The sequence below is a fragment of the Actinophytocola sp. genome (assembly GCF_036402745.1).
Lineage (GTDB): Bacteria > Actinomycetota > Actinomycetes > Mycobacteriales > Pseudonocardiaceae > Actinophytocola.
Map to the genome: position 1 here is coordinate 1 of NZ_DASWSJ010000200.1, position 3,068 is coordinate 3,068.

The 3,068-nt window shown below is 69.8% G+C and carries 2 protein-coding genes; both read right to left on the reverse strand.

Annotation, left to right across the window (positions count from 1 at the left end):
• Positions 1–1,217: hypothetical protein (locus tag VGD70_RS19010; RefSeq protein ID WP_331083101.1), on the reverse strand; the 1,217-nt coding region annotated here is incomplete at its 3' end.
• 704 nt (positions 1,218–1,921) lie between these two features.
• A partial coding sequence (locus tag VGD70_RS19015; RefSeq protein WP_331083102.1) for an FAD-binding oxidoreductase occupies positions 1,922–3,068 on the reverse strand: 1,147 nt, incomplete at its 5' end.

Genomic DNA, 3,068 nt, shown 5'->3' on the forward strand with positions numbered 1-3,068 from the left:
AGCTGGGCGACCACCCGCAGGGTGGTCTTCTTGTTCGAGATGCAGATGACCGCCTCGGCGCCGGTGTCCTGGCACGCGCGGTAGGCCAGCCCGGCCAGGTCGGGCTGGCTGTGCGCGTCGGTGTCGCACAGGATCGTGTCCGGCTGGGCGGCGAGGATCTCACCCAGCAGCTCGGGACCGTAGGTCCGCTCGGGGTTGCGGGTCACCCACACCAGCCGGGCGGGCGTCGGATCGCAGAGAAGCTGCGGCAGGCACGGAGCGATTCCGCTGCCGGTGGCCACCCACACGACCCGGTTGAACAGTCGCGCCACCGTGACGACGCCGGCCGTCGGGACGCCGCGCACCCACACCGACTCCGGTCGGTCGGCGATGAACCGGGCAGTCCAGTCACCCACGCGGGAGACGGCCATCCGGGAGGCGTCGGCGTCGCCCGAGGGCATGTCGGCGAAGGCGTGCCACTCGCCGAGCGGCCGGCGGGCGATCCGGCTCGCTGTGCCCGGCCGTACCCGACGTCCGCGATCGAGGGTGACCAGCGCCACGTGATCGGACGGCGTCACGACCGACACCGGCACGCGGCGCAGTTGCAGCCACGGGATCCCGACGAATACGGCGACGGCCAGCACGATCCACGTGCCGGGGGACGCGGCCATCGCCGCGACGATGGAGCCACCGGCACTCCCCGCCATCAGCACGGTCAGCACGGCGAAGAGCACCACGGACAGCCAGCCGCCGTAGCGGTGGGTCAGCTCGAACCGGTTGTGGTGCCGCTCGCGCGCGGTCGGACGCGCGCACACCACCATGCCGCCGAGGACGGCCAGGATCACGGCGGCAACGGCGAGCACGGCGACCTCCAGGCCGCTCGCCGGGCCGATGAGCACGCGGACCGCCGTAAGTGCCATGAAGGCGGTGAACCAACCGATGGCCGACAGAGCGCAACCGACATGGACCCCACCGCTGAACTGGTACACCTGCGCGAGCGCCGAGCGGACGCGCAGCGGCCAACGGAGCGGAACCGACGTGGCCATCCGGAACAGAACGTTGACGAAGTACTGCTGCCGTACCAGCGCGGCGAGCCCGACGTTGGTACTCGCCGCGGTGATGGTGTAGGTCAGCGCGGACGGGACCGACGTGCCGCGGACCACCACCAGCACCACGAGCACCGCGACGCCGGCGTTGCCGGCGAGCGCGAACGCCAGCCAGCGCAGGAACGGCAGCATCGCCTGGCGTGTCGGGACAGCGGCGTGAGCCCCCGTCCGCCGGCCCCGCCCGGGCCGGCGGGCCGAGGTTTTCGCGGGAGTCCTGATGGGCGGAAGGACCGGCTCCGTCCGGACCGGCGTGCGGGGAAGAACCGCGATGCTCATGGTGCAGACCTCGCAAACCTGGCCGTGCGGATCCCGACCCCGTCCCGAGACTTCCGGCCGAGGCATGGTGCGGTCTGTCCGGCGACCGGTGGATGCGGCGGCGGAAACGCCGTCCTCCCATCAACGGACAGCCGGCCGCCTATCCATCCTTGCCGTCCGGGCTCCACTCGTCTCGGGCACATCGTCCCCACTCCGCCGTCATGTCCGACACGCGCGCGGACTCTGCTAGGACGTGGCAGGACGACCGAGGCAGCAGGAACCGGCTCCATCCAGGCGGAGGACCCGCAACGCCTGAGCCGTCATCTGGTAGTCATCAAGCGCGTTCACTGCATGTAGTTCGTGCCCCTGCAGTTCGGGCTGCATCGGATGCCTTTACGTGGGCTGCCCGCGTCTACCGCGGCCCGGACACCAGCGCGTCCGCAGGGGACGGCCTCCCTCACATGCGACGACCGGACTGTGCAGGAGTAATCCTCGGCGACTGGCTCGATCCCTCCGTCGACCCGATGCGGGGTGAACGCCTCCCCTGATGACCTCGGTGCCGCTCCGAAACGCCGCAGTCGCTAAGGCCTGATGTTCTGGTTGTTCCGGAACACGTTCTGTGGGTCATACCTGCGCTTCAGCTCGACCAGCCGGGCGTAGTGGTGGCCGTACGCGGCGCGCACCCGCTCGTCGCCCTCGTCGCTGAGGTAGTTCACGTACACGTCACCACTGGCGTACGGCTGCATGGCGTCCCAGAACCTGCGCGCCCAGTCGATATGCGCCTCCTGCTCTGCCCGGTCCGACCAGATGGCGGCGATGATCAGGTCGTAGGCGGCGTCGCGGTGCCCGAAGGCCGTGGCGTCGTTCGGCACCCGGGCCACGGCCCCGCCGAACTGATCGATGATCACCGCCGGCCGATCCGACGGGGCGGTCTCCATGAAGGCGACCATCGTGTCGATGGCGTCGTCGCTCAGCTCGCGAAGGTTGCTGGACTTCCAGTAGTTGAGCAGGCCGAAGGGGAAGTCGCCGTCATAGGCGCGCTGCACGTCGCAGTAGCTCATCGGCACGATCGCGACCTCCAGCGGCGAGCCGAACTCGCGGATCGGCCGCACGACGTCCTCACCGGCCTCGAGCGGGCCGACGTAGACCACGAACAGCATGACGACCCGCTGTCCGTCGGGGAGCGTCGCCATCCCGAACTCGAGGAACACGTCGTCCGGCGCCGACTGCGAGTAGTCCCGGTAGAACCTGAACACGTCCTTGGCGGAACTGAACGGGTACACCGCCGGGCCCCCGAGCACCGGTCCGACCTCGTGCAGGCGGTACTCGAACGAGGTGACGATCCCGAAGTTGCCGCCGCCGCCGCGCAGCCCCCAAAAGAGATCGGCGTTGTCCGTGGCGCTGGCGGTGAGGAAACGACCGTCGGCAGTCAAGACATCGGCCGAAAGCAGGTTGTCGCAGGTCAATCCGTACTTGCGTTGCAACCAGCCGATACCGCCGCCGAGGGTGAGTCCCGCGATGCCCGTCGTCGACACCGCCCCACCGGTGGTGGCGAGCCCGAACGCCTGCGTCTCCCGATCGAACTCACCCCACGTCAGACCCGCCTGGGCCTGCGCGACCCGCCGGGTGGGATCCACTCGCATGCCCTTCATCGGCGAGAGGTCGATGACGATCCCGTCGTCACAGACGGCCTTCCCCGCGACGTTGTGGCCGCCTCCGCGCACTGCG